This is a genomic window from Psychrosphaera sp., from assembly GCF_982872775.1.
In genome coordinates this window covers 1-26,406 of the sequence record NZ_CEYNSH010000042.1, presented here as the reverse complement: position 1 = coordinate 26,406, position 26,406 = coordinate 1, and the positions used below count along the sequence as shown (strand labels likewise).

Annotated in this window: 26 protein-coding genes and 1 pseudogene; 7 read left to right on the top strand and 20 right to left on the bottom strand. The window is 41.3% G+C overall.

All coding sequences use genetic code 11. From position 1 onward, the window contains the following. Both tpx and AC4E96_RS11560 read left to right on the top strand, forming a co-directional pair. Positions 1-507: thiol peroxidase (tpx, locus tag AC4E96_RS11565; RefSeq protein WP_490255923.1), on the top strand; the 507-nt coding region annotated here is incomplete at its 5' end. Between the two features lie 232 nt (positions 508-739). After that, entirely contained in the window at positions 740-1,189 is a 450-nt protein-coding gene (locus AC4E96_RS11560) for an Hsp20 family protein (protein ID WP_490255922.1), read from the top strand. Between the two features lie 206 nt (positions 1,190-1,395). Here AC4E96_RS11560 and AC4E96_RS11555 read toward each other — a convergent pair whose 3' ends face one another. Further along, positions 1,396-1,734, bottom strand: coding sequence for a P-II family nitrogen regulator (locus AC4E96_RS11555; RefSeq protein WP_488031850.1), 339 nt, complete (start codon positions 1,732-1,734; stop codon positions 1,396-1,398). 112 nt (positions 1,735-1,846) lie between these two features. Between AC4E96_RS11555 and nadE the strand changes: the two genes are divergently transcribed. Beyond that, positions 1,847-2,677, top strand: coding sequence for an NAD(+) synthase (gene nadE, locus AC4E96_RS11550; RefSeq protein WP_490255921.1), 831 nt, complete (start codon positions 1,847-1,849; stop codon positions 2,675-2,677). A gap of 25 nt (positions 2,678-2,702) precedes the next feature. Here nadE and AC4E96_RS11545 read toward each other — a convergent pair whose 3' ends face one another. The 12 genes from AC4E96_RS11545 to murJ form a co-directional block, all read right to left on the bottom strand. Further along, the gene (locus AC4E96_RS11545) at positions 2,703-3,218 is read right to left on the bottom strand and encodes a GspH/FimT family pseudopilin (protein ID WP_488031852.1); all 516 of its coding nucleotides are present in this window, start codon (positions 3,216-3,218) and stop codon (positions 2,703-2,705) included. Between the two features lies 1 nt (position 3,219). Continuing rightward, a complete protein-coding gene (locus AC4E96_RS11540; protein WP_490255920.1) occupies positions 3,220-3,729 on the bottom strand; it encodes a type IV pilin protein in 510 nt (169 codons plus the stop codon). Position 3,730: 1 nt separating this feature from the next. After that, complete coding sequence (locus AC4E96_RS11535; protein WP_490255919.1) at positions 3,731-7,402, bottom strand: PilC/PilY family type IV pilus protein; 3,672 nt, start codon at positions 7,400-7,402, stop codon at positions 3,731-3,733. After that, positions 7,402-8,049, bottom strand: coding sequence for a pilus assembly PilX family protein (locus AC4E96_RS11530; protein ID WP_488031855.1), 648 nt, complete (start codon positions 8,047-8,049; stop codon positions 7,402-7,404). The genes AC4E96_RS11535 and AC4E96_RS11530 overlap by 1 nt, the downstream gene beginning before the upstream one ends. 2 nt (positions 8,050-8,051) lie before the next feature. Next, positions 8,052-8,909: a PilW family protein gene (locus tag AC4E96_RS11525; RefSeq protein ID WP_490255918.1), complete on the bottom strand. Its 858-nt coding sequence runs from the start codon at positions 8,907-8,909 to the stop codon at positions 8,052-8,054. Further along, positions 8,906-9,595, bottom strand: coding sequence for a type IV pilus modification protein PilV (pilV, locus tag AC4E96_RS11520; protein WP_488031857.1), 690 nt, complete (start codon positions 9,593-9,595; stop codon positions 8,906-8,908). Before pilV ends, AC4E96_RS11525 begins: the two co-directional genes overlap by 4 nt. 194 nt (positions 9,596-9,789) lie before the next feature. Beyond that, positions 9,790-10,719, bottom strand: coding sequence for a 4-hydroxy-3-methylbut-2-enyl diphosphate reductase (gene ispH, locus AC4E96_RS11515; protein ID WP_490255917.1), 930 nt, complete (start codon positions 10,717-10,719; stop codon positions 9,790-9,792). A gap of 8 nt (positions 10,720-10,727) precedes the next feature. Continuing rightward, the gene (fkpB, locus tag AC4E96_RS11510; RefSeq protein WP_488031859.1) at positions 10,728-11,183 is read right to left on the bottom strand and encodes an FKBP-type peptidyl-prolyl cis-trans isomerase; all 456 of its coding nucleotides are present in this window, start codon (positions 11,181-11,183) and stop codon (positions 10,728-10,730) included. A gap of 12 nt (positions 11,184-11,195) precedes the next feature. Then, positions 11,196-11,711 (bottom strand): signal peptidase II, encoded by a 516-nt coding sequence (gene lspA / locus AC4E96_RS11505; protein WP_488031860.1) that lies wholly within the window; start codon positions 11,709-11,711, stop codon positions 11,196-11,198. After that, positions 11,711-14,548, bottom strand: coding sequence for an isoleucine--tRNA ligase (ileS, locus tag AC4E96_RS11500; protein ID WP_488031861.1), 2,838 nt, complete (start codon positions 14,546-14,548; stop codon positions 11,711-11,713). Before ileS ends, lspA begins: the two co-directional genes overlap by 1 nt. Before the next feature lie 2 nt (positions 14,549-14,550). Next, positions 14,551-15,486, bottom strand: coding sequence for a bifunctional riboflavin kinase/FAD synthetase (ribF, locus tag AC4E96_RS11495; RefSeq protein ID WP_490255916.1), 936 nt, complete (start codon positions 15,484-15,486; stop codon positions 14,551-14,553). A 170-nt stretch (positions 15,487-15,656) separates the two neighbouring features. Continuing rightward, positions 15,657-17,210, bottom strand: coding sequence for a murein biosynthesis integral membrane protein MurJ (murJ, locus tag AC4E96_RS11490; RefSeq protein ID WP_490255924.1), 1,554 nt, complete (start codon positions 17,208-17,210; stop codon positions 15,657-15,659). Between the two features lie 161 nt (positions 17,211-17,371). Here murJ and rpsT point away from each other — a divergent pair, with 161 nt between their 5' ends. Further along, positions 17,372-17,632 carry a 30S ribosomal protein S20 gene (rpsT, locus tag AC4E96_RS11485; RefSeq protein WP_488031863.1) on the top strand — a complete coding sequence of 87 codons (261 nt, stop codon included), beginning with the start codon at positions 17,372-17,374 and terminating at the stop codon, positions 17,630-17,632. A 173-nt stretch (positions 17,633-17,805) separates the two neighbouring features. Here the strand turns inward: rpsT and AC4E96_RS11480 are convergent, their stop codons facing one another. From AC4E96_RS11480 to recR, 4 genes are all read right to left on the bottom strand, one after another. Next, a complete protein-coding gene (locus tag AC4E96_RS11480) occupies positions 17,806-18,192 on the bottom strand; it encodes an MAPEG family protein (RefSeq protein ID WP_488031864.1) in 387 nt (128 codons plus the stop codon). Positions 18,193-18,315: 123 nt separating this feature from the next. Continuing rightward, complete coding sequence (adk, locus tag AC4E96_RS11475) at positions 18,316-18,960, bottom strand: adenylate kinase (protein ID WP_488031865.1); 645 nt, start codon at positions 18,958-18,960, stop codon at positions 18,316-18,318. A 270-nt stretch (positions 18,961-19,230) separates the two neighbouring features. Then, complete coding sequence (gene htpG, locus AC4E96_RS11470) at positions 19,231-21,159, bottom strand: molecular chaperone HtpG (protein ID WP_490255915.1); 1,929 nt, start codon at positions 21,157-21,159, stop codon at positions 19,231-19,233. A gap of 194 nt (positions 21,160-21,353) precedes the next feature. Next, the gene (recR, locus tag AC4E96_RS11465; RefSeq protein ID WP_488031867.1) at positions 21,354-21,950 is read right to left on the bottom strand and encodes a recombination mediator RecR; all 597 of its coding nucleotides are present in this window, start codon (positions 21,948-21,950) and stop codon (positions 21,354-21,356) included. Between the two features lie 427 nt (positions 21,951-22,377). Between recR and AC4E96_RS11460 the strand changes: the two genes are divergently transcribed. Further along, the gene (locus AC4E96_RS11460; protein ID WP_490255914.1) at positions 22,378-22,755 is read left to right on the top strand and encodes a DUF3718 domain-containing protein; all 378 of its coding nucleotides are present in this window, start codon (positions 22,378-22,380) and stop codon (positions 22,753-22,755) included. A 146-nt stretch (positions 22,756-22,901) separates the two neighbouring features. On the opposite strand, the gene yiaA is transcribed toward AC4E96_RS11460, so the two are convergent. From yiaA to AC4E96_RS11445, 3 genes are all read right to left on the bottom strand, one after another. Continuing rightward, positions 22,902-23,339: an inner membrane protein YiaA gene (gene yiaA / locus AC4E96_RS11455; RefSeq protein WP_488031869.1), complete on the bottom strand. Its 438-nt coding sequence runs from the start codon at positions 23,337-23,339 to the stop codon at positions 22,902-22,904. A gap of 118 nt (positions 23,340-23,457) precedes the next feature. After that, positions 23,458-24,861, bottom strand: a complete 1,404-nt coding sequence (locus tag AC4E96_RS11450) for an alpha/beta hydrolase (protein WP_490255913.1) — start codon at positions 24,859-24,861, stop codon at positions 23,458-23,460. 1 nt (position 24,862) lies between these two features. Beyond that, complete coding sequence (locus tag AC4E96_RS11445; protein ID WP_488031871.1) at positions 24,863-25,612, bottom strand: helix-turn-helix domain-containing protein; 750 nt, start codon at positions 25,610-25,612, stop codon at positions 24,863-24,865. A 123-nt stretch (positions 25,613-25,735) separates the two neighbouring features. Between AC4E96_RS11445 and AC4E96_RS11440 the strand changes: the two genes are divergently transcribed. After that, entirely contained in the window at positions 25,736-26,077 is a 342-nt protein-coding gene (locus tag AC4E96_RS11440; protein WP_490255912.1) for a hypothetical protein, read from the top strand. Between the two features lie 59 nt (positions 26,078-26,136). Further along, a pseudogene (locus AC4E96_RS11435) lies at positions 26,137-26,406 on the top strand (DUF2145 domain-containing protein); the annotation flags it as partial.

Genomic DNA, 26,406 nt, shown 5'->3' with positions numbered 1-26,406 from the left:
GTTGATGACAGATTTAAGATCAAAACAAAACACGACTTTGCTGGTAAGCCACTTCTAATAAGTGCCGTAACCAGTTTGGATACAGGGGTGTGTAGTCTGCAAACCAAACGTTTTAACGACGCAATGGAGCTACTTCCACAAGACGTCGAAGTGATTACTATAAGTGCTGACTTGCCATTTGCACAAAAACGCTTTTGCCAAGCTGAAAACATTGAACGTATTCAAACTTACTCTGACTCAGTTTGGCGTGATTTCGCGATGAACTATGGCTTGTTAATAAAAGATATGGGTCTGTTGGCCCGTGCCGTATTTGTCATTGGTCCTGATAATGAAGTGGTTTATAAAGAGATCGTGAGTGAGTTATCAGAGCAACCAGATTATGACGCAGCACTTTCTGTTCTGGTGTCAATTTCTGAACAAAATCCTAATGACTCTGAGTCTCAATCAGCGACAGAAGCGCTCGAAGAGTTAACAACAGAGACGACGAATGAGACCACTAACAATTAATTTTTACATTAAATTTAATAAATTAAACACATAATTATCAAAACCTTATAAACAAAATCATTTTTTATTTATTTTTTATTCTTGAAATTATTAAGAGTGAACATAGATAGGTATTGAGCCTGATGAGACGCCATTAGGGTCCTCTAGGCTCAACGGTTTGTTCGTATGAAAAACCATTTAATTTAATACTATTTATTTTTAACTTATTGCTTAATTAAAAGGATAAGAGATTATGAGAAACGTAGATCTATCTCCACTGTACCGTTCATTTATTGGCTTTGACCACTTAGCGTCATTATTAGATTCGGCAAATCGCAACGACAAGAGCGCAGGATACCCTCCGTACAATATCGAGTCGGTTGCTGAAGACAAATATCGAATCACTATGGCCGTCGCTGGATTTAAAGAAAGCGAACTGGAAATTCAATCAGAGCACAACACCCTTATTGTGAAAGGCACCAAAGCGTCGTCACAAGAAGAAGGTGAAGAAAGAAAATATTTATACCAAGGAATTGCTGAGCGAAACTTCGAGCGCCGTTTCCAACTAGGTGACTATATTAAGGTCATCGATGCGCAAATGGAAAATGGCCTACTACACATTAATTTAGAACGCGAAGTTCCTGAAGCATTGAAACCAAGAACGATTTCCATTGGTCAAAAACTGTTAGAGAAAGACTGTTAATTAGTGCAACTTAACTAACGTGTACTCTACTGGTCTACTCCCTGGACCATGTCGATAACGCGCTAGTTAACCTCAATGTTCCCAAATAAATCAAAAAGCCCGAGTCAAACTCGGGCTTTTTGTTAACTAAGCTTACATTCGACTTACCAGGTAAACACCTTGGCTTGCAATTGAAGCTAAATTGAAAATAACTTTAGTCTAGAAAACTAGATTGCGGCATCGTTCTCTTCACCTGTACGGATTCGAATAACTCGCTCAACAGGCTCAACAAAAATTTTGCCATCGCCTATTTTGCCTGTTTGAGCGGTTTCTAAAATTGACTCAACTACCTGATCCAACATCTCATCAACGACGACAATTTCAATTCGCATTTTAGGTAAGAAATCAACCATATATTCAGCGCCACGATACAATTCAGTGTGCCCTTTTTGACGTCCAAATCCTTTTACTTCAGTTACTGTCATACCATTTACACCAAGATCAGAAAGTGCCTCTCGCACGTCATCTAATTTAAATGGTTTAATGATTGCGGTAATTTTTTTCATGACGGTCTCTTATTTTAACGTTTGATTCAATTTGATTTAAATTTCAACTAGAGCGTTGGAGTTGATTGGCATAGAATACGCTTACAAGCCTAACTTGAGAAGTGTTAAATCTATGGATGCCAAACAAATACGCGAAGAAATGAAAGTATTAGCAGAGATTAATCCAGCCGCTGAAGTCGAGCGTCGTGTCTCTTTTATTAAAAAAACATTGTTAGCCTCAAAAACCAAAACGTTAGTGTTAGGCATTAGCGGTGGTGTTGATTCATCAACTTGCGGACGTCTTGCTCAATTAGCGGTAGAGTCGCTAATCGAAGAGACCGGTGAAAATTATCAATTTATTGCCGTTCGTCTTCCCTATGGTGTGCAGGCCGATGAAGATGAAGCTCAACTTGCCCTTAGCTTTATAAAGCCAACAGAGGTGGTCACAGTGAATGTTAAAGCTGCCGCAGATGCATTACACAATGAAGTGATGAGCGCCCTGCCAGAACATTTATTAGCGCCTCTAACGGATGCCAAAAAAGACTTCGTAAAAGGAAATGTTAAAGCTCGTGAGCGCATGGTCGCTCAATATGAGATTGCAGGATTATTGGATGGATTAGTGTTAGGTACAGACCACTCAGCTGAAAACATAACAGGCTTTTATACTAAGTGGGGTGATGGCGCTTGTGACTTAATTCCTTTATTTGGTCTAAACAAGCGTCAAGTACGCCAAGTAGCACAATATCTAGGTGCACCGGACGTATTAGTTACTAAAGCACCAACAGCAGATCTTGAAGAACTAGCGCCGGGTAAAAAAGACGAAGATGCATTAGGTTTAACTTATGATCAAATCGATGACTTTTTAGAAGGTAAACCAGTGTCTAAAGAGGTTGAAGACAAGCTAGTAGCAATCTTTAATGCGACGCAGCACAAACGCCAACCAATCCCTACCGTTTACGACTGATTACTCAGGCTATTAATATAGCCTGCTATGTACAGTTAATTACACTCGAGTCTTTTTCTATCGAAACACGTCCAACGGTGGAGACTGTTAAGGCTCGAGCAAAACTATTGATGTTTTCTTTTCGACAGATTGAAATTGTTGCGTTTGTCGTACCTGCTGTATTCACGGGTGCAAAAACAATTGACTCTCTGGTAGAGCGAATATGAAAGTCCTTAACAGCATCCGCACTGCCAAGCAGCTCTTCGTTTATGCCCCTTTGACCATCTTCATTTTCATCGATGAAAACCATCTTAGTTGATGTCCAATCTTTACTTCCTGAACAGTTTTCCATATCGGTCGTTGGGCAGACCACGACAAATTCGTTTTCACTAATTGAAGTATGCCGAGCAAATTGCAACGCCGAACTAATATTATTGACCGTCGCGGCCACTTTGTTGCGAACAAAAAAGTTATTCACTGACGGCGCTACTGAAGTAGTGATAATGGCAAAAAGTGCGAGTGTCACTAACACTTCAATTAGCGTAAAACCTTTGTTTTTCATCTTAGCAGCTCCAAGAAAACTCATCTGCTTGATAATTACCGTCATTGCTTTGATCAAACGCTTTCCTGCCATCAGAGAAAATACTCATCATCGCTGGAGCTGGGTTGCCTGGAGCCGCTGCGCCACCTGAGCCTGAGTCCACATGGGTTGCTTTGAGCTCATAGCTTCTTCCGTTATTATCAACACTTTCTATTGTTAAGTCATAACGTTTATCTGCCGCCGGCTTATCTGCTGGAGAATGGCTTGGATAAATCCAGGGTGAACCAGTATCGGTCGGTGAGGCTTGCGTTCCGGCCGCATCCTCATAGCTAAAGGTAGTTGCTTTGTGGCGTTCCATCGCACTTGCAAAGTCAAGTAGATCAGCCTGCGCTTGAATGCAGTAAGAGCGCTCTACATAGCTGGTGTAAGACGGGTAAATCACCGAGGCCAAAATACCAACGATCGCTAACGTGATTAACATTTCGATTAACGTAAACCCTTTTAGAGGGCGGCCAGATGTAAACTTCAACATATTAATTATCATCCTTTGTAGAACGTTCTATTTCGCTGTTCCATGAATTGGTAAATATTTGATTAAGACGACTATTAGGGCCTGTAATTTCACCCAATAACCGCTCAAAGGCATTGGCATCGTCGTCCGAACGAATTGTATCGGCGCACTCTGTACCCACGCATAAAGTTGGTGCATCGGGATCGGTAATGATCAATCTTGGCTCGGCTGGAATACCCGATTTTTCAAGCTCAACAAAAGTGTCATTATAATCAATTACCCCATCGTTGTTATTGTCGAGTAACGCTTGGCCGTCAATTAGGTTTATCGCGTAAATTCGACCACCACCTTGAGCAGCAGAACAACTGTTTTCAATTAAGCCTGCCGTACTTGGATCATAAGTAGAGAAAACCAACTTACTGTTTATAATGGAAACGCCTGTTATTACTTTTTCACCTTGCGTTAAATTAAACTCATAACCTAGGTAAGAATTGATATTAGTTACCGTTGGTACTGTTGGTGAAAGTTGCGCGATACTGCCTGAATTGGAAAAATCAGGGAACATGTATTTGCCATCGGTATCTAGCTTAAATACTCCGTGATCTTTTAACATCAAGACTGAATCTTGAATGTCTTCATTCAACGGGTGTGCACGATAGCCCGAGCCTATAGTTACCGCATAGTAGTGTTCGCCCTTATAGACTATCTCGGCAATATCTGGCGCATAATAGAAACGACGGTTTTTTTCTTCAGAATCTGCAACCGATGTCGTGTAAATGCGCTGTCCTTGGAATAAGTCACTCAATGAAGTTTCACCGTTGTACACATCCACTCTAAATAAGTGACCGCCGGTATCTGCGAAATACATATGATCTACCGTGCCATCAAAATCTCTGTCAATAACAGCAATTCGACTAGGGATACTATTTTGCATGTCGCCAATAGTGACTCGTTTTGTACCTCCGGTTTTACCTGAAATCTCAGCAAGCTTGTTACCGGTTTTAGCTTCAACAATAAATATTGAGTTACCTATTGAGTCTGTCTCGCGAACAGTGTTGGTATCTTGATTCGTATCGTAACCGCCACCAAAGATTAGGACTTTCTTTTTAGTGCCATCAGTATCTTTAATAGAAGTAACCGTAGGCTTTGACCAAGACTGCCCTAAGTTACTAAAGTCGCCAGTACCACCTTCTATTTTGTACTTAAAAATCGGTGTTGTTCTGTCTGTAATATCCAAGACATAATAATTACTTCCACCACGGCGCTGTCCAACAACTAAATAATTTCTATCGTCCTCTGTCCAAGCGTTAATTGCGCCATCCATGCCGTACTTACGTGTATTAAATACACTGCCATTCTCATAATAGACAAACATATTGTCGATTAAATCTTCAGGTACAAAGGCCCAGTTTTCCTGCCCTGTTTCGGCATCGATAGACAATAAGTATCCTTCATTGGTGCCTATATATACTGATGACTTGTCACCATATTGATAAAAAAGTGGCTCTGAATGCAGAGGGTCGGCCATTTGGTATCTAGGTTCAGAGGTTACATTGTCACCATCTAAGTCTTGAACATCATATCCGAGCATCCAATCAATAAGATCAGAACGAAGCGTATCTGAATTTGCTTCGCCTTCAATACCTAACAAGGCTTTAGTAATTCGAGAATCATCTCTTGTTAGTTTTGTAGTAGGGCTACTTACGTCTGTATAAACATTACGGATAATTTCCTGACGTGACGCTGCACCACCGCGCTCAACAAATGGTCCAATCAACGAGCTAGACTGTGACCACCAGTCATGAGCATCGTCACTAAAGAAGCCATCCTCGGCGATTGCAGGGTTGCTGTCTTTATCTAACACAACACTATCAATTAACTTATATTTTTTTAGGTTTCCTGGCCAATAGTCATTAGGACGAGGGTCAAACAACGCATAATAGATGTCGTTAGAGTGAGTCAAACGATTAAACTGATTAACTGATATGCCAGGTGCAACGAACGTACTGGCGCCCTTTTTGGCCTCAATTAAGATTTTGGTGAAGGCTTCTGCAAGGCCCGCTGTGGTATTATCAGAATAGAAACGACCACTGCCTGCTTCTGCTAAATCTCTCAAATACTGATCATTAAAACCATCAGACTCAAACCCTACTGTGTAGGTAAAAGTCTGCGCATAGTTACTGTCATCGCCGCGTTCCGAAGGAATCTTAGCCATGTACCTTGCAAGTGTTTCAGCACAAGCTTCACCACTACAATTTTCACCTGTAACTGTGGAAATTTCACTTGCTAATGTAGTGCCGTTAGGTGCACCGTCACTGAATAAAACAATATAGTTGGCTTGGCATTGACCAAACTCTGGATCAATTGGTGATTCATATTTTAGAGTGGACGCATTGGCATACTCTCTAAACCTACATTCAACTGATGTCAGCTTGTCTGAATCACAGCTAAAGTTATTTGTTAAACTCGGGCTTTCTAATGTATCTGGATGACTTAATCGACTAAGAGATGCAAGTCTATCATCTGCAAAACTTGTATCATTTGGGTTGAGTATTGCTCTGGTTGAACCGTATGGCACGTTCAAACCATTAATATAGGAAAATGCTTCATATAGGGTGTCCGTTACAGGTGTTCCCCCCTCAGCAACTACTTCTTCAACTAAGCTTATTAACTTATCTCTGACCGTATAAGTTGGTTCAATATTGCTTGGTAAGGTATAACGAACGGTCAATTGTGGAGCCATTTTCCTGTTGATACCACTATTGTCACCTATGCTCCATGCTTCATAAAGATGATTATCACCGCCATTCCCCAAGGCCTCACCAAATAACTTGATAGCATCCCCTGTATTCCAGCCTGAGTCGTCTATTACTGTTTGAATTAGGCTGGCTAGGTTAGTGGTATTAATTGGGAAGTTGCTTATAAGCCAAGAAAAATCAGGTGTACCATCACCGTTCGTATCGATAGCAGGTATCCAACAAACCGCCTCACTAGGATCAGAGCAATCTCCGTTAGTCGCGGTATCCAAACCCAGTACAGTTTCCATTTCATCTTGAAAGTTATTTCCCTCGACAAATGTGCCATAATCTCCTGCAAGCTTCGCTACTGATGGTAAAGATGCCGTATACCTGATGGGCACCTGAACGGTCGATGATTGGTCATAACTATAATAAGTAATATGGGCGCTTTGAATAATGGCCCCTTTTGGAATGTCCATATCCAAAAAACGCAAGCCATGGAAGCGATTTCCTTGATCATCATCTCCGACTAAGTACAAGTCAGAATCAGTTGTATAAATATCACCGCCATCAACTTCAATGGCAAAATCAGTGGGACCTTTTATTGAGCGCACGACTTCATAACTATCCCACAATTCGTCAATGTCTTTAGCTGGAAGTAGTACGCGACCACCGACATTACTGAACCTCATTAGTGAGATGTTCACGTCAGAAATAGAGCTAAGTGCACTTCTCAATGCTTCTTTCGTACGGTACATTCGGCTTGTTTCTTCACCATCGTGCCAGCCCATACTTCCAGAGGTATCGAGGATAAAAATTACGTTAGGGTTGACGACCTGGTTTTGATCGGAGATACCATAATAAATCTCAATATCGTCACCATATGCGGCAAACGAGGTCACTAATCCATACACAAGTGAGAGACACGTCACCTTAAGGCTTTTAAAACTTTTCATTATTCCGTATCTCCAATTTCTACTGTTTGTCTAGATACAACAACTCGACTCACCGCATTAACAGCACTACCCTCTACATGCCCACAGCCTTTTACAATAAAAACTTCTAATAAGGTTCGATTACGTGATCCGTCTGTATCAACAATACTCGACACTAGCCCTGACGTTGGGTCCGTGAGGTTTTTAAGGCCTACAAATGCCGACTTTGACCAGGCATTAATAGGTGGGACATCCATCAATGTTCCCACATTATCGTGTACTTGGTCATCTTGCAGGCCACCACTTGTGATGGTTCTCTCTGACCAAAGTGCATTAGCCAGCTCATCACAAGTAGGCAGTGCAGTCAGGTCTATTCGGTTATTGACACCTACCTGACCATCTGTGCGCGCTTGAGTTAACGTGTCGTATACAGGATCTCCTGCTGCGTCTAGAACTTGCCCGGTCCGTAAATCACCAGAACCACTCTCATGAACAACTCCTTCTACAGAAGCCTCAGCGGCATCAAATGCCATCGAAACCATATTTTGGTTAGAGGCCATCTTGGTTTGCATCAGCCCTGAAGAAACCGAACTCACACCAACGATTGTCATAGAGGTTAAGAGGACTAGCGCGATAACTAGTGCGATACCTTTTTGGGTTTTAGTCATGTCTACATTCCTACTACTATGTGGTTCCACGAATTTCGGAACAAAATAACCGTTTCAAAAACACGGTACAAACCGTCACTCGGTACTTCGTACGCCGGGTTACCTAATAGTTTTACTTTACGAGTACTTTCGATATTTATCTCATCATCGTTTTTAATTAGAACCGCAAGTTTGACACCGACCACAGCTTTATTACCATCGGGGCGGTTAAATGCTGTTACTCGATCGGCGGTCACCCAAGACGTTACATATCCAGTTTCGACGCCACCTATTGGTTGAGTAATACCGTATAAAACTTGAAAATCATGAACATTATTCAAGATTGTTACCGCTTGAGGTGCTCCTGCTGGTGCCTTTAAACCTCTCAATACTCGACCATCATAACCTCGACAGCGTAACGCATTGTTTTCAACAAAGTATTGGTTAACCGCATGAAACTCTTCGTCCGGATTAAAATCAAAATCTGTTCCGTTACAGGCATTGCTTGCCATAATATTAACAGTGAGCTGGTCGGTATTGCCGTTACCTCGGTCTATTGAGCCTACGGTCGGATCAACGGCAAATTCGCCTTCAATGACAACTGGATGACCTTTGACATATTCCATCTCAATGGTCGTGTCGACATCCCTATTAAGGTTGGCTGAAAACTCGTTATAATCACCCACAGACATCAAGGAACGTCGCATCACAGCCAATAAGTATCGGCCATCCTCTTGGATTGTTGATAATGCGTAATTGTAGGTTTGAAGCTTATTATTACTCTGATAAACACGAACCAAAGCTGACGTAATAATCAAGCCCAGTGTCAGCGATATAAGTAACTCTACTAATGAAAAACCTCGGTTTGTGCGTCTAATCATGAACCATCACCCACAACTAAATCCATATAAACACACTCATAGTCGCCAGCGATGCCCTGTGCGGTTAGTATTTGCTCGCACATTTCGTTAGCAGCGCGGTCTAAGTTCTTCCAAATTGTTGCTGGCCATGCGGTATAGACAGTCAGAATAGAGTTAGGACCTACCAAATCGCCACCTGAACCAGGAAGCGGGTTAAGTGCCACAACGCCTACTTCCATGTCATCCATAATGCTCGCAGCCATGCAGCTCGCTTCATACGCGTCAAATATTGCCGATTGTTGAGGTGAGCACAAAGCAGCATCAACCGCTCCTTCGTCACGACAGTTGTCTATTGCGACGGGAACAGTCTCACAAAAACATTCAAACTCATTGCCATCGCATGCGTCTAAATTTCGAAAATTATAATTGTTTAATGTTGTATAGGCATTGTCTGTTGCATCAACCGCAGGAGTCGTTGTGTCATCGCGGTTTTGATACTGACGGTTAATTCGAATTCGATCTGATAAGCTTTCTATGATGAGTGTTGCTTGTGACTTTACATAGGCGTCTTGATTGGAGGTTGAAACAGAAAACTGTAACCCGACTAGGCCAATCATTCCGATAGATATCACAGCCAGCGATATCAGGATTTCGATTAAGCCAACTCCCCGTTGGGAAGATGGTGAATGTGGTGTATAGAATTTCATTGTCCGCCCTACTACCTAATCAGACAGAAGCCCATCAGACTAAGCTTAGTTCCCTTAACCTTTGCTGTTTATTTTTTCATCGTACTATAATCAATTATCAATGAAAAATAATTATTCGCCAACTTTACTGTCCCTGTATTAAAAACTCTGTACCTATTTGTCTTTCTCACAAAAAAGAAAGGCAAGCAAAGTGCTTACCTCAATTCTGCAGGAACGGCAAAGACGATATCCTCTTCTTTACCAGGATTTTCCATTACATTATTAGCACCTAGCTCTTTGAGTCGATTAATGACACCTTGAACTAAAACATCTGGTGCAGATGCCCCAGCGGTAACACCGACGTTAGGTTTGCCGGCCAACCACTCAAGCTCGATGTTAGACGCATCGTCAATTAAATACGCAGTTGTACCAACTTTTTCTGCTAACTCACGTAGGCGATTTGAGTTAGAGCTGTTTGCCGCGCCAACAACTAACATCAAGTCTACTTTTCTAGCTAGCTGACGAACCGCGTCCTGACGGTTTTGGGTTGCGTAACAAATGTCATCTTTGCGCGGACCTTCAATATTCGGGAATTTAGCGCGCAATGCGTCGATTACATCAGCAGTGTCATCGACTGATAATGTGGTTTGACTGCAATAGTACAATTCATTTGGATTCTTAACTTCTAGAGTGTCAACATCGGCAGGCGATTCTACTAAGTAAATACCACCTTCTTCATTGCTGTATTGGCCCATAGTGCCTTCCACTTCAGGGTGTCCTTGGTGACCAATCAAAATACACTCAATGCCTTTTCTAGAAGCTCTAGTCACTTCCATGTGAACCTTTGTCACTAACGGACAAGTCGCATCGAAGACTTTTAAACCACGGCGTTTTGCTTCATTGCGAACCGCTTGTGAAACCCCATGCGCAGAAAAAATGACAATACTGTCATCAGGTACTTCATTAAGCTCATCAACGAAAATTGCCCCACGGTCTCTAAGGCCATTGACAACAAACTTATTATGAACCACTTCGTGGCGTACATAAATTGGCGGCTGAAAAACTTCTAACGCTCTTTCTACAATCGAAATTGCTCGGTCAACACCGGCACAAAAGCCTCTTGGGTTTGCTAATAAAACGTCCATAGTTACTCCTAATTGACCGCTTGTGCGGAATTATCGACTGAAATAATTTCTACTTCAAACGTCAATGTCTGCCCCGCTAATGGGTGATTAAAGTCGATAGTTACAGACTGTCCAGCAACTTCGCGAACAAGGCCTGGTAAATCAGAACCATCTGGTTGTGTAAACGCAATAATTGCACCTACTTCTGGCGTTACATCTGAAAACTTAGTTCGGTCAACATAATAAATATTGTCTGGGTTTGGTTGTCCAAATGCATCTTCTGGTGCAAGTGTAAACGTCGCCTCTTGACCCGCTTCAAGACCTAATAAACAGTCTTCAAAGCCTTTTGTTAAGCTTCCGTCACCAATGACTAGCTTCGCAGGCTTGTTACTGACTTTAGTACTGTCGGCCACTGAGTCATCTGATAATTTAATGGTAAAGTGAAATACGACTTCACTTCCCGCTTGAATATTAATTTGATCCACTACTAAACCTTATTATTCGCTTTCTTGCTTGGCGGCTTTTTGATTCTTGAAATCAATAAAACCATCGAGTAAGAGCAAAGCGGCACCACAACTAATTGCTATATCCGCCACGTTAAAGGCTGGAAAGTGCCAGTTTTGATAATAAAAATGTAAAAAGTCAACAACATACCCGTAAGACAAGCGGTCAATAACATTACCAATCGCGCCACCTAATATAAGGCCGAAGGACCAGAGTTGTCGTTGTTCTTTCCAATCAGTTTGATACATCCAAACCGTCAATAACACACTGACAACGGCAGCAATAATAGTAAAGAACCAACGCTGCCAGCCACCAGCATCACTTAAAAAGCTAAATGCCGCGCCAAAGTTTCTAACATAAGTAATGTCAAAAATCGGCAGGATATTAATGTCATAGTACAAAGGCACATTTGCGAGTATCCAAAGCTTGGTTGCTTGGTCCAAAACAACCACAACCAAGCTCAAAAGCAAAAACCACAATCCGTTGCGTTGACTTACTACTGATGTCATTAAGCAAACTTCCTTTCTTCACCTTCACCGTCTACGTTTTCAACACAACGCGTACACAACTCTGGGTGTTCGCTGTGCGTTCCAACCGTATCCGAGTGGTGCCAACAACGGTCACACTTCGCTGCTTCACTTGCAGTAATACTGACAAATAGACCGTCTAGTTCAGAATCAAAAGCATCAGCCGGCTTGTTAGCAACAGACTCTACTTTGGCTACCGAGGTAATAAGAACAAAGCGAAGTTCATCTTCTAGTTTGTTAAGAACCGACTGTAAAGAATCACTAACGTATAACGTTACTTCAGCCGCTAATGACGCGCCTACGACTTTGTCTTTTTTTGCTACTTCTAGTGCACGGTTAACTTGTTCTTTAATCGCTAACACTTGTGACCAGTAATCATCACCTAACTCAGTGTCGGCAGAGAATGCTTCAATATCTTTGTACCATTCACCTGTGAAAACAAACTCTTCACGTTCGCCAGGCAGTGCTTGCCAAATCTCTTGAGCAGTGAATGACAATACTGGTGCCATCCAACGTGTCATCGCTTCTGCAATGTAGTAAAGCGCAGTCTGACATGAACGACGTGCAGTAGAGTCTGCTTTTGCAGTGTACTGACGGTCCTTAATAACGTCTAAGTAGAAACTACCTAAGTCTACTGAACAGAAGTTCATTAGCTTTTGCATTACTACGTGGAATTGATACTTGTCGAATGCTGCAATGATTTCGTTTTGCAGACGTGCCGCTTTACCGACAATCCAACGATCTAGTGCGACCATTTCAGACTCATCAACTAAGTCTGTTTTTGGGTCAAAACCGTTTAGGTTGGCCAATAAGAAACGAGACGTGTTACGAATACGACGGTATGTATCAGCCGAACGTTTAAAGATCTCTTTATCGGCAGTCATTTCACCTGTGTAGTCCGTCGATGCAACCCATAAACGAAGGATATCTGCACCGTAAACACCGGTGATTTCTTTAGGTGCGATAACGTTACCTAAAGACTTAGACATTTTGTGGCCGTTTTTATCAACCGTAAAACCGTGCGTAAGCACTTGGTTGTAAGGTGCTTTGTCGTTCATTGCTACCGATGTCATCAATGAAGACATGAACCAACCGCGGTGTTGGTCAGAACCTTCTAAGTATAAATCTGCCGCCTTGTCGAATTCTTCTCGAGCATCAACAACAAAGTGGTGTGTTACACCAGAATCAAACCAAACATCTAGCGTGTCTTCGACTTTGCGGTAATTCGCCGCTTCATCACCTAGTAGCTCGGTTGCGTCAAGATCCCACCACGCTTGGATACCGTCTTTTTCAACACGCTGAGCAACTTGCTCCATTAGTTCCATGCTATTTGGGTGTAATTCATCGGTTTCGTTATGGATGAATAACGTGATTGGCACGCCCCAAGTGCGTTGACGCGAGATACACCAATCAGGACGGCCTTCTACCATACCTTCAATTCGACCTTCGCCCCATTCTGGAAGCCATTCAACTTTCTTGATTTGATCGATTGATTTTTGACGCAAGCCCGCTTTGTCCATACCGATGAACCATTGAGGTGTCGCACGGAAAATAACTGGAGTTTTGTGACGCCAGCAATGTGGGTAGCTGTGCTCAAACGCAACGTGCTTTAACAACTTTTGATTTTCTTTTAACAACTCAATGATGTTGTCATTGGCTTTAAAAATGTGTTGACCGTTAAAGTGCTCTGTACCTTCAACATAAACACCATTTGGTCCAACTGGGTTGGCGACTTCTAGGTCGTATTGTAAACCAACCGTGTAGTCTTCTTGACCGTGACCTGGTGCAGTGTGAACACAACCTGTACCCGCGTCTGTTGTTACGTGATCACCCAAAATAACAGGCACTGAGAAACCAGCAAACGGGTGGTTTGCCTTTAACAACTCTAAATCCGTGCCTTTACAATAACCTAATGCGTGGTACTTAGTGATTCCGTAACGGTCCATGACATCATTTAGAAGTGGCGCGGCAACAACTAAACGGAAAGGTTTGTCGTGAGATTCTGACTCTTCAATTTGCGCCAACACATATTCAACGTCTGCACCAACCGCAATAGCGCGGTTAGCAGGAAGTGTCCAAGGTGTTGTTGTCCAAATGACAAAAGACACATCACCTTCACCCGCATGACCCTCAGGGTGAGAGAATTTAGATACTAGCGCTTCTGTATCTTCAGCTGTAAACATTACATCAATCGCTGGAGACACTTTATCTTTGTATTCAACTTCTGCTTCAGCAAGTGCCGAACCACAGTCCGTACACCAGTGAACTGGCTTGGCACCTTTTTGTAGGTGGTCGTTTTCGATGATCTTGCCTAATGCACGAATGATGTTCGCTTCAGATGTGAAGTCCATTGTTTTGTATGGGTTCTTCCAATCGCCAACCACACCTAAACGAACAAAACCTTCTAACTGACCGTCAATTTGACGTTGCGCGTAGTCACGACATTTTTGACGAAACTCTGCTGCAGTTACTTTTTTGCCTGGCTTGCCAACTTTCTTTTCAACCATTAATTCGATTGGTAGACCGTGACAGTCCCAACCAGGTACGTATGGCGAGTCAAAATCAGACAGTGTTTTTGATTTAACAATAATGTCTTTCAGGATCTTGTTTACAGAGTGACCGAGGTGAATATCACCGTTTGCATAAGGAGGGCCGTCATGCAAAATAAAGCTCTTTTTACCCTTTTTTGCGTTTCTAATTTGGCCGTATAAATCTTTCTTTTGCCATTCTTCCAACATCTTAGGCTCGCGTTGAGCCAAATTACCACGCATTGGAAACGCTGTTTCTGGTAAATTTAGAGTATGTTTGTAATCACTCATGGTTATTCGATTCCATATTGACTAAGTTTGGATTTGGCGTTTGCCACATCCATTTGAATTTGAGAAATAAGTTGTTCGATCGATTCAAATTTTTGCTCATCTCTGATTTTAAACAGAGGCTGAATCGATAATCTTTGCCCATATACATTTTGGTCAAAGTTAAAAATGTGTGTTTCTAAGACGGGTTTGACGCCGTCAAGTGTTGGCTTGTTACCTATATTCGCCACACCATAATAAACTTTATCTAACATGTTTATTTGAACTGCAAATACACCTTTTATTGGCAACACTTTTCGTTTCACCGCGATGTTAGCAGTGGGAAAACCAAACTTACGACCGTTTTTTTGGCCGTGTATGACTTTTCCTTTCATTTCAAATGGTTCACCTAACAGTTGTTCAGCAGAGGCAAAATCAGCTTGCTCAAGGTATTGCCTAACCGCTGTGCTGCTTGCTCTTTGTTGCGAAAACAAAAATGTCTTACTGTCTTCTACGGTAAAACCAAATTTGGTCGCGGCTTGTTGTAACAATGTAAAGTCACCCACGCGCTTTTGACCAAATCGAAAATCATCACCAACAATTAAATGTTGTATTCCGAGCTTTTTTACCAACAAATTTTCTATAAAACCGTCGGCTGACATAGCGGCAAACTCATCATTGAAGTGAACGACAATGAGTCTATCTATGCCCATTTTTTTCAGCTTTTGATATTTATCTCTGAAAGTTAGAATTCGGGCGGCCGCTTTGTCTTTTAGAAAGACTTCTTGTGGTTGTGGCTCAAACACCATAACCACAGACGGAACGCCATGGCGCTTGGCTTCTTGTCTCAGCTTATCAAGGACATGTTGATGACCAATATGTACTCCGTCAAAATTACCAATTGTTAACACACAGCGCTTGTGGTTTTCAGTTAAATTGACTAAACCTCGAACTAACTCCATTGGACCTTCATTTGTAGATAAAAAACCGACGAATTATAACGGCAAAAGCGGGTTAATTACTACCCGCTACACCTAGTTTGCTACTGATAAATGCGTTATTTTTTTATTGAGGCTTTTTTGCTTTTTAGCCAAGTAACTATTGTCAGTTAATCACACCTAGAGTTTTTGTCTCAAATAGTGAAGTGTCGTTTGCGAGCACCCAGTAAAATCAATACTGCAAAGTAGCTCACTACAGCTGCACCTATTAGACCAAACAAGCCACCAGCCTGCGCCCAGATACTCACTAACGTTTTCGCTAGATGTTCTTTTAACAGCAGTAAGGACGCTGTCATCACTAAGGTTGCGATAATGAGCTTTAGAATCCACGACCAAGTTGCACGGGTAAGCCTATAAACACCTTGCTTGCGTAGTCCCAAATAAAGCATAACCACGTTAAGTGTCGCCGACATTGCGGTTGCAATTGCAAGTCCCACATAACCATAAAATGGCGCGAGCATAAAGTTGAAAACAATATTAGATAACATCGCAATGATACCTAACCGCACCGGAGTTTTGGTGTCTTGCCTTGCAAAGTAACCCGGTGCTAAGACTTTTACAGACATATAACAGACCAGCCCTGAGCTATACGCCACTAAAGCATAAAACACTTGGGTGGCATCATGTTGTGTAAAGGCGCCACGGGTGTACAACAAATCTATTATTTGAGGACCTAACACCATTAGACCAGCCATGGCAGGAAACGCCATTAACAAGACCATTTTGAGGGCCCAGTCCATGGTTTCTTGGAATTTAGCTGGATCATTGGCACTGTGCAATCGTGATAGACTTGGCAAAATAACCGTTGCTATCCCGATCCCGAACAACCCAAGTGGAAACTCGATGAGCCTGTCCGCGTAATATAACCAACTAATTGAGCCAGTTTGATCAAAAAACGAAGCAATGACGGTATCGACTAATGCATTAAGTTGATGAACCCCAACACCCAATAATGCAGGTAACATCAACATCCTAATTTTAGTAACGTTTTCATCATGCCAGCCCCACTTAGGACGAACCAAGAGGTTTGACTTAAATAAGAATGGTAACTGGAACAAAAACTGAACCAAGCCACCAAGAAACACGCCCCACGCCAGCGCATAGGCCGGCTGTGAAAAGCTATCATGAAACAAAACAGCACAGGTAATAATTGAGATGTTAAGAAAAACTGGAGTAAACGCTGCGACCGCAAAGCGGTTATAAACATTTAAAATCGCACCTGATAACGCGACAAAAGTGATAAAAAACAGATAAGGAAAAGTGATTTTAAGGAGCACTGACGCCAATTCAAAATTTTCAGCGTGTTTGCCGCCATTTAACCAATCAACAAACCAACCCGTACCAAAAATAATAACAATCAGTGGCGAAGCAACAACAGCAAATAACGTAAGTAACAAGACAATGACCCCTAGTGTCCCTGATACTTTTGCAATTAATTCTCGAACCGCATCATCGCCGTGTTTTTCTTTTACTTCAGACAGCACTGGTACAAATGCTTGAGCAAAGGCCCCCTCAGCAAATAGCCGTCTTAAGAAGTTAGGAATGCGATTGGCAAAGAAATAAACGTCGGCATTTACCCCTGCACCGACAAAAGTAGCGATGACCACATCCCGAACGAGTCCTAACACCCTCGAAATTAGGGTCATAAAACTTACAATTAGACTCGACTTTAAAAGTGCCACTGACATTCCTTCAATTTGCTGTAGAATACAAACCATATAGCTTGCCAGAGTTTTACGAATTTATAAATTAGCTTTTAATATAAAATCGTTTGACAAAAGCGAGTGAAAAAGGCACACTCTGCGGCCTTAAAAAACCGGTTAATCGAATAAAAGTTTAGGAGTCAGCCTTGGCTAACATTAAGTCTGCTAAGAAACGCGTTATAACTTCTGAGAAGGCTCGTCGTCACAATGCAAGCCGTCGTTCTATGATGCGTACATTCATGAAAAAAGTTGTTACAGCTATTGAAGCTGGTCAAAAAGAAGCTGCACAAGAAGCATTCACTGCGCTTGTTCCAGTTCTTGACCGTTATGCAACTAAAGGTCTTATCCACAAAAACAAAGCAGCTCGTCATAAGAGCCGTTTAAACGCTCAAATCAAAGCGCTTTAATTTTTGTTGAATACCTATTTAAAAACCGGAGCATGCTCCGGTTTTTTTGTGTCCGTGATTTAACAATAGTTACTATGTCGCGTTGCTTTGTAGAGTTACTACGTAGAGTTACTACGTGGCAATAGTTAACTCCACTCCCCTACCGGATAAAAGCTACGCTTCCAGCGCTGCGCTTAATACACAACTAAGATATTTAATACTGCCGCAATCAACATCATTAAATAAGTTAACACGCCACCTACCGTTCTAGCCATTGTCGTCCCAGCACTCTTACCTAAGCCCATGGCATGAAATACACGACCAATTAACAACATCGTTCCCAACACATTTAGAATCCAGCCCTCGGTTTGATTGAGTTCCAAGAACAGCATTAGCAACAATGCAAAAGGCACATACTCTGCTAAATTAGCATGGACTCGAATTGCACGATGTAATTCGTTTTGCTCACCGTGACCAATACCTACTTTAAAAGTTAAGCGCATTTTTATGATGCGAAATGACAGTGCGACATAAAACAGTGCCAATAACCCTGCGTAGAGTGCCGTATATTGAATTTCCATTATCTTTCCCTTCTAACCCGATGTTTGTTTAATCAATTTAACAAGTTACATTGGTAATTCAAATATAAAAAAACGCCACATCTAAAAGACATGGCGTTCTTGAATATCTGAATAGGAGCTAAGTTACGCTAAAACTTCTGCTAACTTTTGGCTTACCTTATCAACTGGCTGTGTGCCGTCGATTGTTGCAAACTGGGTATTACCCGCTTCAGCTTCTGCTTTATAATAAGCAACTAATGGCTGAGTTTGCTCGTGGTAAACGCCTAAACGCTTACGTACTGTTTCTGGTTGGTCATCATCGCGAATCACAAGCTCATCACCTGTCTCATCGTCTTTTCCGTCGATACGTGGTGGGTTGTAAACAATGTGGTAAACACGGCCTGATGCAGGGTGAACTCGACGGCCAGCCATACGATCAACAATCACTTCATCTGGTACATCGAACTCTAAACAGTAGTCTACTTTGATACCATTTTCTTTCATCGCATCGGCTTGAGGAATAGTGCGTGGGAAGCCATCTAACAAGAACCCGTTTTCACAGTCAGGTTTTGCAATGCGCTCTTTTACCAAACCAATGATCAATTCGTCAGAAACAAGTTGACCTGCGTCCATTACCTTTTTGGCTTCAACACCTAATGGCGAGCCTTCTTTGATTGCTGCACGCAACATATCGCCCGTAGAAATTTGTGGAATACCAAATTTGTTCATTAAAAACTGGGCTTGAGTACCTTTGCCGGCACCTGGTGCGCCTAATAAAATAATCCGCATGAACTGTTCCTCTGCAAATCGGTTCTAATTATAAAAAAGTTTTCTAGTCAGAATCTTGGCACATTAGGCCTTTGATAACAAGGCGAAGTCGTAAGGATTCATGAAGCAGATCAATAAATACAGATTGCATGGTGTTTTTTTCATCATGGCCATGAGTCTATAAACTTTACGCGCCTACTTAGAGATTAAAATTAGCGAGAATATTTAAAGAGAAAATAGGCATAAAAAAAGAGACGCTTGGCGTCTCTTTCTATCAGTCTCAATTTAGTCTTATTTAGCTAAAGACATCATCAAGGTATTTAAACGCTTAACAAACGAGCCAGGGTCTTCAATAGTACCGCGCTCTGCTAATGTTGCTTGGTCTAATAAGACCTCAACCCATTGCTTGTATTGGTCTTCATCTTGAACTTGGTCGATGTGTTTAACCAGCTCATGGTCCATATTAACTTCAAACACAGGCTTAACATCTGGGACCTCTTGGCCCATTTGTTTCATCAGCTCAATCATTTGAGGGCTCATGTCTGAGTTATCCGTCACGATACACGCTGGCGAGTCCGTTAAACGGTGAGACACTTTTACATCTTTAACCTTGTCAGATAACACGTCTTTGATACGAGTTACGTTAGACTCGAATGCTTTGTCCGCTTCTTCTTGGGCCTTTTTCGATTCTTCATCTTCCAAGTCACCTAAATCCAAGTCACCACGAGTCACAGAAACTAACTGCTTACCGTCAAACTCAGTTAAGTGAGACATCAACCACTCATCGATACGGTCATACATAAGTACCACTTCGATGCCTTTCTTGCGGAAGATCTCAAGTGCTGGGTTGTTTGCCGCTGCCGCATATGAATCAGCAGCAAGATAATAAATCTTGTCTTGGCCTTCTTTCATGCGCTCAACGTAATCAGGGAACGACACAGACTGTGTTGAGTCGTCGTTGTTCGTCGACGCAAAGCGTAACAATTTAGCGATTTGCTCTTTGTTCGCCATGTCCTCAGCTGGGCCTTCCTTTAAGACTTGACCAAACTCATTCCAGAAAACTTGGTAGTTTTCTTTGTCGTTTTTACCCATGCGCTCAAGCATCTTTAATACGCGAGACGTACAAGCTTTACGTAAGCTTTGAGTGATCTTGTTGTCTTGTAGAATTTCACGCGATACGTTAAGTGGTAGGTCATTTGAATCAATTAGACCTTTTACGAAACGCAAGTACGTCGGCATGAATTGCTCGGCGTCATCCATAATGAATACGCGTTGAACGTATAGCTTTAATCCACGTTGCTTGTCGCGATTCCACAAATCAAATGGCGCGCGTTTTGGGATGTATAACAATGACGTGTATTCGTTGCTGCCTTCAACTTTATTGTGAGCCCAAGTTAATGGGTCTTCAAAGTCATGGCTGATGTGCTTGTAAAACTCTTTGTAGTCTTCGTCTTTTAACTCTGACTTATCAAGTGTCCATAGGGCATCCGCTTTGTTAATGGCTTCCCACTGACCTTCTGTTGCAGGAATTTTTTCACCATCTGGGCCTTCTGACTCAGGCGTGCCTTCTTTATACATTTCTACTGGTGTAGAGATATGATCAGAATACTTCTTGATGATAGAACGAAGTTTGAAGTCGTCTGCAAACTCTTTTTCGTCTTCTTTTAAGAATAACGTGATCTCTGTACCGCGAGTCGCTTTGTTGATGGTTTCAATCGTGAATTCGCCTTCGCCTTCACTTGTCCATTCAACACCGTTTTCTGCACTGTCACCCGCCTTACGAGAGCGAACAACCACTTTATCTGCAACGATGAACGCAGAGTAAAAACCAACACCAAATTGGCCAATTAGCTGTGAGTCACGAGCCTTGTCGCCTGTTAAGTTTTTAAAGAAGTCTGCCGTACCCGATTTTGCAATCGTACCTAAGTGCGTTGCAGCATCATCACTGTTCATACCGATACCATTGTCATCGATAGTGATGGTATTTTTGTCTGCATCAAAAGACACACGAACGCGAAGATTTGCGTCATTTTCGAATAAGTCACCATTTGACAGTGCTTCAAAACGCAATTTGTCAGCTGCATCGGCTGCGTTTGAGATAAGTTCGCGTAAGAAAATCTCTTTGTTTGAATACAAAGAGTGGATCATTAGTTGTAATAGTTGTTTGACTTCGGTCTGAAAGCCGTGTGTTTGTTTACCTTGAGTGGCTGCTTCTGCCATTGTCAGGGTCTCCTATTAGTTAAACATCACATAGTTATAATTCGTTTGATGACAACTAAATAAGAATGCGCGAGACCCTTTTCAAGGGAATTTTGTTAATTCCGCAAAAAAAATGTGTGAATGGCAGCTGAATGTCGAAAATTCACACAACCATCACTATAAGGCAAGATGAAAGCCCGAAGAAAGACAGGCGACTAGAACTGCTTTCTGCCCATCAAAGCATGAGAGATCGTAGAAGTGTCGACCATCTCTAGCTCTCCGCCTACAGGAATACCATGTGCAATACGTGTAATGGCCACATTATTTGATTTACAAATATCGGCAATGTAGTGAGATGTTGCTTCACCCTCGATGGAAGGATTAAGTGCTAAGATCACTTCTTCAACATCACCTGTTGCCATTAACTCTTCAAGTGTATGCAAGCCAAGCTCTGACGGGCCGATGCCATCGATAGGCGATAACGTACCGTGTAATACAAAATACCGACCAGAGAATTGGCCACTATTTTCAACGGCGGCTAAGTCCGACACAGACTCAACAATGCACAATAAGTTTTGTTGTTCTCGGCGAGGATTAGTACAAATGTCACAAAGTGGTTGCTCGGTGTAATTACGACACTTTTGACACTGCCCTACTTCTTCCATTGCTTTTGATAACGTTGCCGCTAAATCTAGTCCAGCTTGGCGCTTGTGTTGCAACAAATTGTAAGCCATACGCTGCGCCGTTTTTGGCCCAACACCTGGTAAACATTGAAGCTCATCAATAAGTTGTTGTAATAACGACGTTTGCACTGCTCACCCTTGCCCCTTCACTAAGAGGTAAATTAAGTCTTTTATCTGAAGGGCATTTTGCCTAGATATTAAAATAAACGCAATGAAACTAAACCACGAACATTGTCATTTGACTCATTGTCAATCGGTCCAAGCCCCTTTGAACTCATTCATGATAATAACGTGAAAATAAAACGCCACCTACTCTGAGTGTTTTTACCGCACTGTCTTAAATCAAGGCTACGGCACTTGTAACAGAGTATTTCAAGCTAATATAAAAATGTTCAAATTCTACTTTTGTAAATGGTTCTTTTTATGTGCGAATAAGCTGGTCCTAATATAGAAACAAAACACAAAGAGTTACATTCTGAAACCCGTGGTTAATAGCATTTATTTAGTCAAGCCTTATGCTTAGTGGGCTTTGTAAAAAAGCAAACAGGAGATCACCATGAACAAGACTAAAATAGTGCTAGTGGGCGCGGTATCCCTACTGTTTTCAACTCAATTATTTGCGGCCGATAAACAATATGTCGCAGCTGACGGATCGCCAGAAACCAAGCTTTGTGTAACAGCAGCAGCTGGCACGTATAACAAGTTTAGACGTCAATTGACTAGCTATGCGACATATAGCCCAATGGCTTCTCGGTATCGTTTTGTTGCGAATAACATTTATTGTAATGGCTACAACATTGCGCAGTTTTCTGAAGACGCTGGAAATATGAAAGTGGCCAATCAATTGAAAAAATATCGTAAACACAACATCAAAATTTACGACATCGCAATGGTTGGTGGACCCAATAGCGGCAGTATTATTATCAAAGATTAAAACTTAGTTCCCATTCTTCCTTTTAAAAGGACTCTATTGCCTAACAATAGGTAAGCGCAAAACTCATATAAGTTATTTGAAAGGAAAAACAGCGCCGGTTGGCGCTGTTTTTATATCTAATTGAACCTTTGCCCAAAAGTTGTTAACTACGAATCTTCGTTATCAACCAATTCAGCCTCTGGAACTGTTTCAGATTGGAAAGACTTACTGTCTCTAATATTTTTTTGTACAGTAATTGCCGCAAAACCACTAGTTAAAAATGCCATCGCATAGAACCCTTTTTCACTAAGTAGCAATTCTGCATTGTAAAGACCAACCGTAAATAGACCTATAGCGATGGCTGCAGAGCTCCAGCACATTAAATTATATGCTTTAGAATAATTAATACCTTCCACTTTATCTCTGATATTTTTTTGCAATGAAACGAAAGAGAATAGTCCATATAACAATACAATTAAGTAGTAACCTTTTTCGTTAAGTTCCATAGTCGCATTAATCAAACCAATTCCGTATGCGGCGATTCCTATTGCTAAAACGGCTAACGTAGTGAAATGGTATGTTTTATTTTGTGATGTGTTATTCATAGTACTTCCTTTTGCATATACCTTAATGTTTAAGTACGGTCATTATGTCGTACATTTTCTTTAAGCAAACCTTTTTCTACCAAGTATCTGTTCCTACACCTTTAAGTAGTATGATTTGCTACTTTTTTACAACATCAATAAATAGCTCGATTTCAGACACCGTCTCTTGAAAATAAGGATTAAATGTCAATCTGGCCATATCTGGGTAGCTGGCTAAGTTTTCTTTTGTAATTTCACCTAATTGCTTGTTAGATTCTGATTTACATGAAGAAAAGTGTTTCGTATTTCTTACATGCTCACAGTTTTTGTAAACGCCGTCAAAACCATAATAAGGATTATTTGGTGATATAGGGGCTGCATTATGAGAAATATCTATGACCTTTTCACACAAGTGTTTTTGATGGCATGTCAGAACTTTTACATTTACCTTTGATGGAAGCGATGCCTGTTTGTCTCTTTTCCCTAAATAAATAAGTCTGTCTTGAACAAACGGAGTCTCAGTGACTTTTGTGTGCTGACTAACACCGACACGCGACTCGGCCCAACGATTTATGAAATCTAAAGTTTTTGAACTATCCACAGTCTGGTCTAACTCACTCATAATTACCATTAATGGAATATTATGTGATGGGATTTTGGTATCAAAAATTCGTTTCATTAGTTTATGGACTTGGGCAGCGGCGTTATAAGGGAATGATTCATACTTTGCGAAATCAACATCAGCACTTTTGGTTTCATAGTCAATAAATGGTATTGCATCTACGTATTTTGCAGCCCAAGCAAGGGTTGATTTAGCTTGTAATGCAGGAGCCCACAATATTAGCCCTTTTAGTTTTTCCATTTCATGTTTGGGACGTTTTGCATTAATAACTTGATCTAGTATTAATGCACCACCAGTGGAGAAGCCACCAAGCAATACTGAATCGAAGTCTCTTAACATACTGTTTACAGCAAAATTAGTCGCCTCGCGCCATTCCTTTTCTGAAACATCAAGTAAGCCTTCAGGGGCGGTAGCATGACCCGGTATAAGTAATGTGCGTACCGTAATCCCCATTTTATTAAACTCGGCTGACAAATCATGAAACATAAAAGGGGAGTCGGTCAGACCGTGTACTAATAATATGCCTTGTTTTGCGCCTTCGGAACGTAATTCGTAAGGAGAGATCAAATCAGCTGTTGTTTGTAAGTTTTTGGCTACTCCATCAAAAAGTGTTCTACTCACTTCAGTTTGTATAGGGCAAGGCATCATTGCCTTGGGATTCTCGGCCTCTATTTTAGCTCTAGCAAAGTCCAAATAATCAGAAAAAGAATCATTTTTTGAGTAACTAAATGAGTGCATTGCATCAGATTCAACTAGGTTTCTAAATTTACCGCTTTCCGCATACTTACCTCCACCATCTGTATCCTGTGCGATAGAGATACAGGTCAACTCTTGATTTATCTTTTTAGCAACTAGAGGTTCCGGGGAAAGGCCAAAGGTACTAACAGACGTAATTAGAAAGATTAATGGTATTAATTTCATATTATTTCGACTCTTCCTGGTTACGTCTAAATTGCTCAAACAAAGATGGTTCCCATGGTCGCATTGCCATTAAAACCCCCATATGTTTTCTTTTATCTAATGGCAGGCTTGCATCCTCCAAATTCAATATCGCCGCTTCTTTGGTAATCAAATTGAGCTTTCTTGTAATTGAATCGATGGACGTTTGAGAGTACCGCCCTCTCAAATAAAAACGAAAACTATCTTCTTCTTCAAACTGACTCGCCATAAACTTGGTGAGCACTTCTTTCTCCATAAATTTTTCAAGTGGCCCTTTTTTAATCCACCGAAAATCTTGAGCAATGAGTAATTTGTAATTGTTATTTGGTAGTAATTGGATGAGGTTAATTCTGTCTAGTTTGACCATGAGGCGAATACACTCATGTTCATCAATGTCGTAGTGATTAATGATTTCAGAAAATGACCAACCATCGCGAACACAAACTGCGACTAATAGAAGCTTAGGGTTTGCGACCAGCTCTTGTTCTTGTTCTAGCGACAATTCAGTAATGGTTTGTTGAGCTTTCTCGGATAAAACAAATAGATCAGATAAGTTTAAATCAATAATGTTGCAAATTTGCTCAAGACGCTCGAGTGAAAAACTGCAATTTGAGAAAATGCGTTTTATATTAGCCTCACTTAAATCTAAGTGCTCAGCTAAATCTTTATATGTCACTTTTTGCTCACGTAACAGTTGCTTCAATGTATCAGTGATCTGTTGAATTTGGCTCAAAACCTCTCCTTGGTATTATTAAATAATACGAATAGTTCAAAAATACTATACATCACTCCCCGACGTTTACATACCTGGAATATCCTATAAGTTTAAATGGTACTTACAAATAAGGACCTAAAAATGAAGAACTTAAAACTTAGTGTAATTCTTGTGTCTCTTTTATCTCACTCAGCTTTCGCAGCCAGCGGACCGTCTGACAATGCGAGTAAAGCAAGCGAACACTCTGTCTATGCGGTTGGACATTCTGCAGCATCTAGTGCGCAAGTAGCCAGTGCTGTTGTAGCTGTACCACTACTTGTCGTTGGTTCTGCAGCTGCTGTATCTGTCGCTGCTGGTAATGAATTATTAGACTCAGCAAGCAAGGCTTCAAGAAAGCCAAAACATTGTAATGAACCACTTGAAGTGTCTGACATAACCATCACAGTCACACGAAATCCAGCGGACCAAATGAAACAAAAGTAATTGATTCAATCCATTACATAGAAGGCGTCCTGCGCCTTTTTACTTTAAGGATACTGACAATGAAGACATTCTATCAACCAGTCATTGCCCTGTTCATATTAATGACAGCTTTTGGCTTTGATGCTTTTGCCGGAAGCCAACAAAATGCCCCACCTAAACTTGTAAAAGAAAACATCGTAGAGTTTGCTAAACAGGTTGAACGGTTTGCTGCAACTAAAGGAGCACGAGCATTTATTATATCTCGGCTGGGGCAAGCGCCTGATTCATTACCAAAGGGAATAGAGTTTACTCACACCGCTATTGCGATCTATTCAAATATTACTTTGGAC

What these genes read in the sequence shown, in the direction of transcription:
- nadE (WP_490255921.1), top strand. Translation starts at nt 1,847, where the DNA reads ATGGATGCCAAACAAATACGCGAAGAAATGAAAGTATTAGCAGAGATT.
- AC4E96_RS11540 (WP_490255920.1), bottom strand. Translation starts at nt 3,729, where the DNA reads ATGTTGAAGTTTACATCTGGCCGCCCTCTAAAAGGGTTTACGTTAATC.
- ispH (WP_490255917.1), bottom strand. Translation starts at nt 10,719, where the DNA reads ATGGACGTTTTATTAGCAAACCCAAGAGGCTTTTGTGCCGGTGTTGAC.
- ribF (WP_490255916.1), bottom strand. Translation starts at nt 15,486, where the DNA reads ATGGAGTTAGTTCGAGGTTTAGTCAATTTAACTGAAAACCACAAGCGC.
- AC4E96_RS11535 (WP_490255919.1), bottom strand. Translation starts at nt 7,402, where the DNA reads ATGAAAAGTTTTAAAAGCCTTAAGGTGACGTGTCTCTCACTTGTGTAT.
- AC4E96_RS11450 (WP_490255913.1), bottom strand. Translation starts at nt 24,861, where the DNA reads ATGAAATTAATACCATTAATCTTTCTAATTACGTCTGTTAGTACCTTT.
- ileS (WP_488031861.1), bottom strand. Translation starts at nt 14,548, where the DNA reads ATGAGTGATTACAAACATACTCTAAATTTACCAGAAACAGCGTTTCCA.
- lspA (WP_488031860.1), bottom strand. Translation starts at nt 11,711, where the DNA reads ATGACATCAGTAGTAAGTCAACGCAACGGATTGTGGTTTTTGCTTTTG.
- AC4E96_RS11480 (WP_488031864.1), bottom strand. Translation starts at nt 18,192, where the DNA reads ATGGAAATTCAATATACGGCACTCTACGCAGGGTTATTGGCACTGTTT.
- AC4E96_RS11440 (WP_490255912.1), top strand. Translation starts at nt 25,736, where the DNA reads ATGAAGAACTTAAAACTTAGTGTAATTCTTGTGTCTCTTTTATCTCAC.
- AC4E96_RS11460 (WP_490255914.1), top strand. Translation starts at nt 22,378, where the DNA reads ATGAACAAGACTAAAATAGTGCTAGTGGGCGCGGTATCCCTACTGTTT.
- AC4E96_RS11560 (WP_490255922.1), top strand. Translation starts at nt 740, where the DNA reads ATGAGAAACGTAGATCTATCTCCACTGTACCGTTCATTTATTGGCTTT.
- AC4E96_RS11530 (WP_488031855.1), bottom strand. Translation starts at nt 8,049, where the DNA reads ATGACTAAAACCCAAAAAGGTATCGCACTAGTTATCGCGCTAGTCCTC.
- AC4E96_RS11525 (WP_490255918.1), bottom strand. Translation starts at nt 8,909, where the DNA reads ATGATTAGACGCACAAACCGAGGTTTTTCATTAGTAGAGTTACTTATA.
- AC4E96_RS11545 (WP_488031852.1), bottom strand. Translation starts at nt 3,218, where the DNA reads ATGAAAAACAAAGGTTTTACGCTAATTGAAGTGTTAGTGACACTCGCA.
- htpG (WP_490255915.1), bottom strand. Translation starts at nt 21,159, where the DNA reads ATGGCAGAAGCAGCCACTCAAGGTAAACAAACACACGGCTTTCAGACC.
- yiaA (WP_488031869.1), bottom strand. Translation starts at nt 23,339, where the DNA reads ATGAATAACACATCACAAAATAAAACATACCATTTCACTACGTTAGCC.
- murJ (WP_490255924.1), bottom strand. Translation starts at nt 17,210, where the DNA reads ATGTCAGTGGCACTTTTAAAGTCGAGTCTAATTGTAAGTTTTATGACC.
- adk (WP_488031865.1), bottom strand. Translation starts at nt 18,960, where the DNA reads ATGCGGATTATTTTATTAGGCGCACCAGGTGCCGGCAAAGGTACTCAA.
- AC4E96_RS11555 (WP_488031850.1), bottom strand. Translation starts at nt 1,734, where the DNA reads ATGAAAAAAATTACCGCAATCATTAAACCATTTAAATTAGATGACGTG.
- pilV (WP_488031857.1), bottom strand. Translation starts at nt 9,595, where the DNA reads ATGAAATTCTATACACCACATTCACCATCTTCCCAACGGGGAGTTGGC.